Annotated in this window: 7 protein-coding genes; 5 read left to right on the top strand and 2 right to left on the bottom strand. The window is 70.6% G+C overall.

The genetic code is table 11. The features are described 5' to 3' along the window. Nucleotides 1-210: 210 nt before the first annotated feature. Nucleotides 211-447, top strand: a complete 237-nt coding sequence (locus G1H19_RS16225; protein ID WP_152727434.1) for a hypothetical protein — start codon at nt 211-213, stop codon at nt 445-447. A 192-nt stretch (nt 448-639) separates the two neighbouring features. On the opposite strand, the gene G1H19_RS16220 is transcribed toward G1H19_RS16225, so the two are convergent. Together G1H19_RS16220 and G1H19_RS16215 are read right to left on the bottom strand one after the other, a co-directional pair. Next, complete coding sequence (locus G1H19_RS16220) at nt 640-1,416, bottom strand: maleylpyruvate isomerase family mycothiol-dependent enzyme (RefSeq protein WP_152727433.1); 777 nt, start codon at nt 1,414-1,416, stop codon at nt 640-642. A 1,101-nt stretch (nt 1,417-2,517) separates the two neighbouring features. After that, a complete protein-coding gene (locus G1H19_RS16215; protein WP_152727432.1) occupies nt 2,518-3,021 on the bottom strand; it encodes a nuclear transport factor 2 family protein in 504 nt (167 codons plus the stop codon). A gap of 219 nt (nt 3,022-3,240) precedes the next feature. On the opposite strand from G1H19_RS16215, the gene G1H19_RS16210 reads away from it, so the two are divergent. The 4 genes from G1H19_RS16210 (at nt 3,241) to G1H19_RS16195 (ending at nt 6,206) form a co-directional block, all read left to right on the top strand. Next, complete coding sequence (locus tag G1H19_RS16210) at nt 3,241-3,618, top strand: VOC family protein (protein WP_202925764.1); 378 nt, start codon at nt 3,241-3,243, stop codon at nt 3,616-3,618. Between the two features lie 412 nt (nt 3,619-4,030). Continuing rightward, nucleotides 4,031-4,435, top strand: coding sequence for a hypothetical protein (locus G1H19_RS16205; RefSeq protein WP_152727431.1), 405 nt, complete (start codon nt 4,031-4,033; stop codon nt 4,433-4,435). Nucleotides 4,436-4,656: 221 nt separating this feature from the next. Next, nucleotides 4,657-5,706 (top strand): LLM class F420-dependent oxidoreductase, encoded by a 1,050-nt coding sequence (locus G1H19_RS16200; protein WP_235927924.1) that lies wholly within the window; start codon nt 4,657-4,659, stop codon nt 5,704-5,706. After that, nucleotides 5,703-6,206 carry an SRPBCC family protein gene (locus tag G1H19_RS16195; protein ID WP_152727430.1) on the top strand — a complete coding sequence of 168 codons (504 nt, stop codon included), beginning with the start codon at nt 5,703-5,705 and terminating at the stop codon, nt 6,204-6,206. The genes G1H19_RS16200 and G1H19_RS16195 overlap by 4 nt, the downstream gene beginning before the upstream one ends. The last annotated feature ends 35 nt before the right edge of the window (nt 6,207-6,241 follow it).

Here is a 6,241-nt window from a genome sequence, read left to right as displayed (position 1 = left end):
CCGGCCGCCCGGTCACGGCTGCGCCCGCAGCCGGGGCCGGCATGACCCGCCCACGCGCACCTCTCGCCGTGGCGCGCCGGCATCGCACTGGCCGTCCAAGCGCTGCCGCACAGGGCCGACCGCGACCGGTACGGCCGGGAACTGGTCGCCGAGCTGCACGGGCTCCCGGTCGCGGCACAGCTGCAGCACACCGCCGGTGTGCTGTCCCGGGTGCTCTCCCTGCGCGCGGCGCTGGCCGCCGCCCGCTCCGATGACGAGGAGGTCGGGATGACATCGACGAGGAACGCGGAGTCCTGGCGCTGCCGGCTGCTCGGCTGGCACGCCTGGACGCCGCGGACCACCCCCGACGGCGGGCGCTTCCAGCAGTGCGCGCGCTGCGGCACCGACCGCGGTCCGGTGTCGAACCTGCCGACGAGCACCCCGCCGTGGCCGAGCCACACCCGGTGAGGGCGCAGCGGGCGGCGGCCGACCGACCAGCCGCACCGATCGTCGAGCAGTGACTCCTGCCCACGGCCCGACGACAGGTGGGCCTTCCACCTGCACGCGCTGCGCGGTGACCAGCGGGAGGGCGCGGCCCAGCCGGCGACGTCGGTGGGATCTGGTCGACCGGCAGCAGGACATCGTCCAGGAACAGCCGGATCAGAAGCCGGGGAACACCCGCCGCAAGTCGTCGAGCGTGACACTGCCGGTGACCTCGGTGCCGGCCGGCGTGTAGGGCTCGGCGAGGCGGCCGCCGAGCAGCCGGTAGAACGACTCGGTCGTACCGGTGAAGGTCACGAGCGGGTTGGTGCCAGCGGGCACGAGCCGCACGCTCTGGTCGATGACGAGCGACCAGTCGCCGGCCGCGACCTCGGTGGGCTCGCTCAAGGCGTCGGGCTCGGCGGTGACGTCGAGCATGAAGCTGAGCTGGTCGGACAGCAGGGTCAGCATCAGACCGGCGGCGGTGGCATCGACCGTCGCGGCCGGGTCCAGGCCCACGGTGACGTCCCACGTGTGCTGGGCGACCTCGTTGAGGCGCATGCCGGCAGCGACCTCCAGCGGAACGGGCTCAGGAAGCCGAGGCCGGCGGATGGTGACCGCGTCGCGCTGCTCGGGCGTCAGGGACTCGAGGACCTCGACGAGGACCGCTCCGTGGTCGACGTACCCCTGCGCCTGCTCGCGAGGCGCCATCGCGTTCCAGCGGTCCCAGACCGCCTGGTTGTCGCCCTCGGGGACCTCCGTGCCAGTGGCCGCCGCCAACGGCCGCAGCATGATCTCCGATCCGCTGCCCAGGTGGGAGAGCACGTCGCAGATCCGCCACTCGGAGGCACCGCTCGGCTCGACCAGCTGCCCGTCGTCCAGACCGTCGATGACCTCGACGAGCTGGTCATGGTGATGACGCAGCGAGACGATGATCTGGTCGACGAATGCACTCACGCCGCGACCGTACTGCTCCGCACGGTGGGAGATCTGCGGTCGTGCGCGCGGTGAACCGAGGCCGCGAGTTGAGTGGTGCCGCTCGGCTGACTCATCCGTTCGGCACGTCGCCGAGGAGTTCGCCCGGCCTTTCGGGACCTCCGGACACGGCCTCGGTGGTCAGAGGGGGCCGCTGTTCGGCGACCTCGTGGAGATGCTCCACAGCGATGAAGCCCCACTGCTCAACTCTGCCCATACCGAAACGGTCCTGGGGGTACAGCCGACGCCCCGAAAGCCGTCCTGCAGGCGACGCTTGCCGGTGCCATCCCCACCCATGACGTTGGTTGAGGTGCGGCCGTCTGGCCGCCTCGAGAAGACGAACTGGTTCCCAGGCCGGGCTCCACCTCGCCAAGGGGCGACAGAACGAGACGAATCGAAGCTCCGCGCTCGCGATGATCACCGCCACTGACCTCGATGCCTTGGTCAAGCGTTGAATCCTCGACGAGGCCTGCGCGACGAAGGCCAAGGACTACCTGGCCGATGGCGAGAAGAACACCTCGACGACCCCGCCAACCGACCTCCGGGTCAACGCGGCATCCAGGATGCAGCCCGGGACGGTCGAGCCTGACGGCTCCATCTACATGTGACCTTCACCGGCCAGTGACCGCGCCGTCTCACTTCCAGGGAAGTGAGACGGCGCGACGTCATCGACGTCACCGAGGCGAACCGCCAGGTCGTGACTTGCGGCGGTGCGTGGCGCTTCTTGCGGCGCTATGTGCTCGTAAGACAGCCCGTCGGCACCGGGCAACTTGCCCGCAAGTGGATCGCTTAGCTGGAGAGCCGAGTCAGGTGGTGGCGAGGAAGTCGGTGACAGCCCCCGCGAACTGATTCGGCGCGGTGTGTGTGGCGAAATGCGCCTGCCCATCAAGCACTACTCGGGTCATGCGTGGAACAGCTGGGCCGAAGGTCAACCGGAACGGTGTACGCACGAGGAATGACAATGGGGACGCCTCCACGGACGATCCGCCGGCAACGCCGAGCCACCTCAGCGCTTGCCGACCGAGGTTTGTCACCGCAAGAGTTAGCCGTCCGGGTCGCTGACCAGAAACTGGCGCAAGCGATCTAGAGCTCGTCGTCGGGGTCGGGGATGTGCGCGGGTCCGTGGCTGGCCGGCAGTGGCTGCAAGTCAAACGAGCGCAGGACCCGCCGGACCGCTATGCGCCACACACCATCCTGACGCCGATAGGTGTCGTCGTAGACCCCGCCGCCGATCACCCACTGTCCGTCAGGCAGTTGAACGGTGACGACTACGTCGCTGCGGCCGGTCGCCCTGTCAGGGTCGTCTGGGTCGAGTTCGACGATGTGGTTGGCGCCCGCGTGCTGCATCCTCGGGAACGTCGCCCACTGGCCCTGCACCGCCGCGGCGATGGCCTCAATCCCCCTGAACCGGTGTTCGTCGTCATCTAGGTCATCGCCGGCGGCGTCCCAGACGGCGTCCTGAGTCCAGACCGCGAGCCAGCGGGACAGGTCCTGCTGGTCGGCGCCGACGCAGTAGTCGGCAGCCAGGCGTTGGAGGGCCAGCTGAGTCTCTACCCGTTCCAAGCGCAGCAAGACGTCGTTCTCCACCTCACAGAGGCTAGAGCTCGGAAGTCAGCGCCGATAGCCGACCGTCCAGCGAGGCCGCGTCGGCATGGGGCGATGGCACGGTAGCGATGCCAGGGCGCTCCGGCGTCGCCTGACCGTTCTCACGGGCGGCTACGTGGCCGCTCTCAGGGGCGCTGGTTCGACCGCAGTCCCGCAGGCCCGACTACGCCGGCCTCGCACCCACCGACCCGGGAGGTACCCGTGCCCCGCATCGCCCTCACCGCCGCTGTCCTCGGAACACCGGACCCCAGTGGTCTCGCCCGCTTCTACCAACGACTGCTGGGCTGGCCACTGCGAGACGACGAGCCGGACTGGGCGACGCTGCGCCCGACCGACGGCGGCACCGGGCTGTCCTTCCAGCTCGAGGTCGACCACGTGCCGCCGGTCTGGCCACCGGTGCCGGGCACCCAGCAGATGCAGCAGCACCTCGACTTCGAGGTCGACGACCTGGACGCCGCCTGCACGCTCGCCGAGAAGGCCGGCGCCAGCCCGCTCGGGAGATACACCGAGCCACACGAGGTGGTGCGCATCTACGCCGACCCCGCCGGGCACCCGTTCTGTCTGTTCACCCGCACCTGACCGCGCGGCGAAGGACCCACCGAGTCGAGAACACGGCATCTCGCTGTCGAGGAGGTGAGACATGTCGATGGTCGCGCGGCGTCGCACGTCATGGGAGGCGAAAGAGGCCGACGTCGGCGACGTCGGCCAGGGCGTCCATGACGGTGGACTCGTCGTGGATCGCGATTCAGGGCGCCCGCGGCCTGCCGGTCTCGTCAGCAGGAACGTCCCGGCAACCAGCCAGTCGAGCACGGGCAGCAGGTTCTGCACCTCACGACGAACAGGCCGTCGTGTCCCTGATCGCCACGGAGCATCGATGTGGGAGTAGAACGATGTCGCCGAGTGCCGCCCCACCCACCCCATGGAGGGAGATGTCCACCGGACGCGCCGTCGTGCCGATGACACGATCGAGATGGAGGAGGGTCACGGGCCCATGACCGAGTGGTTCGGATGTGTTGGGCAACTGGAGGGACCCGACGATCATGCGGCAATGCACCGCCTGCTCATCAACGCGAATGCAGTCGCGGACCTCATCACCGGAGATCTCGAATCCCTGGTCGACGAAGAACCGGGGATGCCCTCTGCCATCCATGTCGTGCTGGTGCAGGACAGCGAGGCGACCGACATGGAGTACCAGTTGGTCACGAAGGGAAAGGACGGACAACACACCTATTCGATCCCCTACAACTGGCTCGTCGACGCCTACACCAACCAGTTGACAGGCACGTGGAATCTGCTAACCGTGCTGCCCACAGTTCTCATGTCATTGCACGAGCAGGGCGAGATGTTGCTGCCGCCATGGAAGATCGACACAGCGGAGGTCCCGTTCGACGAATAGCTGGACACCGTCCACCCCGTCACCGGCTTCGTGTGGAGGCATGTCCGCCGATGACAACGAGGGCGACGATCCCCGCGGAGCGAGCGGCACGGGTAGTTGCGGGATCGGATCCGTTCACGTCGGTGCGGGCCGCTGGCCTGCGCGCGTTGCCCCCGGCTGGCCCACTCCCATAGGGTCAGTTCCGTGATGAGACCCACCACGTCCGACCGGGTGCAGAGCCGGTGACCGGCCTGCGGATCGGGGTCAGCGTCGCCGGCGTGGGCGACGACGACGTCGCCTTCGTCGTCGAGGCCGAGGCGATGGGCGTCGACTCGGTGTGGGTCGCCGAGGCGTGGGGCCACGACGCGCTCACCCCGCTGGCGTTCCTGGCCGCGCGCACCAGCCGCATCCGGCTGGCCACCGGCATCGCCCAGCTCGGCTCCCGCTCCCCCGCCCTGCTGGCCATGTCGGCGATGTCGCTGCAGGCGATGTCCGGTGGCCGCTTCGTGCTGGGGCTGGGCACCAGCGGCCCGCAGGTGATGGAGGGCTGGCACGGCGTGCGCTTCAGCTCCCCGCTCGGCATGACCCGGGAGACCATCGAGGTGCTGCGCACGGTCACCGCCGGCGAGAAGCTCGAGCACGAGGGCACGGTCTACCCGCTGCCGCTGCCCGACAGCGCCGGGCGCGCGCTGCGCTCGATGGCCCCACCCACCACGGTCCCAGTGTACCTGGCCGCCCTGGGCCCGAAGAACCTGGAGCTGACCGGCGAGCTGGCCGACGGCTGGCTGGCCAACGCCTTCATGCCCGAGACCGCGGACTCGTTCCTCCAGCCGCTGGCCGCCGGGGCCGCGCGGGCCGGCCGATCGGTGGCCGACCTCGACGTCGTCGTGCCGGTCGGGGTGGAGTTCACCGACGACGAGGAGGCCGCGGCCCGGCGGCACGCCCGCGGCTACGCCTTCACCATCGGCGCGATGGGCAACCGGGACCAGAACTTCTACAACGCCGCCTTCACCCGCCAGGGCTGGGGCGAGGACGTGCGCGCCGTGCAGGACCTGTGGCTGGGCGGCGACCGGGAGGCCGCGGCCGCCCGCGTGCCGCTGGAGCTGGGCCGGCGCACCAACCTGCTCGGCCCGCCGGACGTCGTCCGGGAGCGGCTGGCCGCCTACCGCGCGGCCGGGGTCACCACCCTGCAGGCCAAGCTCACCGGCCCGCTGGAGGAGCGGCTGACCACGCTCGGCACGCTGCTGGAGCTGTGCGCGGAGCCGGCTGCGGCCGGGAGCGGGTCGCGATGAGGTACGCCGACGGCCCCACCACCGAGGTGCAGACCCGGGTGGACGCCGACCCGGCCGCGGTGTGGGCCTGGGTGGGCGACATCCGCACGCCCTGCCGCTTCTCCGAGGAGCTGCGGGAGGTGCGCTGGCTGGACGCCGACCGCTTCGTCGGGCACAGCGCGCACCCGGCGATCGGCGAGTGGGAGACCACCTGCACCGTGGTCGCCCGCGAGCCCGGCCGGGAACTGGCCTGGGTGGTGGGCGACCCCGACCACCCGTCCGCATCGTGGCGCTTCACCCTCCAGCCGGACGGCGCGGGCACCGTGCTGCGGCAGTGGATGCGGATGGGCCCGGCGCCGTCCGGGCTGACCATCGCGATCACCGCCCGGCCGGACAAGGAGGAGCGGATCGTCGCCCGCCGCCTGGAGGAGCACCGGGCCAACATGCAGCGCACCGTCGACGGCATCCGGCAGCTGGCCGAGAGCGGGCAGCAGCCGCCCGGGGAGTCCACCGGCGGGTAGGCAGGACGCGCGCGAGGCCCGCACCCCCGGCCGGG

The organism is Goekera deserti (assembly GCF_010685995.1).
GTDB classification, from domain to species: domain Bacteria; phylum Actinomycetota; class Actinomycetes; order Mycobacteriales; family Geodermatophilaceae; genus Goekera; species Goekera deserti.
This window is presented reverse-complemented; position numbering and strand designations above follow the sequence as displayed.